Source organism: Flavobacterium maritimum, assembly GCF_040049085.1.
Taxonomy (GTDB): Bacteria; Bacteroidota; Bacteroidia; order Flavobacteriales; family Flavobacteriaceae; genus Flavobacterium; species Flavobacterium maritimum.
Window position 1 is genome coordinate 1 of the sequence record NZ_JBDLZY010000044.1, and the last position, 545, is coordinate 545.

1 protein-coding gene is annotated in these 545 nt (G+C 31.4%); it reads left to right on the forward strand.

Going from position 1 to position 545, the window contains the following annotated elements:
- Positions 1 to 340, forward strand: a 340-nt coding sequence (locus tag ABEB23_RS18215; RefSeq protein WP_348814140.1) for a 23S rRNA (pseudouridine(1915)-N(3))-methyltransferase RlmH, incomplete at its 5' end; no start/stop codon positions are given.
- Between the last annotated feature and the right edge of the window lie 205 nt (positions 341 to 545).

Below are 545 nucleotides of genomic sequence, written 5' to 3' on the forward strand. Positions count from 1 at the left end.
AAACTTATCCGAAAGTCAGCAAAAGGAAAAAGAAGGCGAATTAATCTTAGCTAAATTAACACCGACAGATCAGTTAATTTTATTAGATGAAAATGGCAAAAACTTTTCCAGCGTTGGTTTCTCTGAAGAATTACAAAAGAAAATGAACTCCGGAATTAAAACGCTTGTCTTTGTAATTGGTGGCCCTTACGGATTTTCGGATACGGTTTACAGCAAAGCGCAGGGAAAAATTTCGCTTTCGCTGATGACGTTTTCACATCAGATGGTGCGTCTATTTTTTATCGAACAATTGTATAGAGGTTTTACAATATTAAGGAATGAACCTTATCATCATCAGTAGCGATTTTGTTTCAGGTTGTTTAGTTTTAAAACGCTGATTTATCTAAACTTTAGAAAATAAATTCTTCATTTTTATTTATAAAAACATAGTCCTTTTTTGTCTGCATCACTTTTTCGACAAGAATTTTACATTGGATATAATCTCCGTACGTCATATTTTTATCATAAGAAAATTTAATTTCAGCCTTTGGATTTATATTTAAACT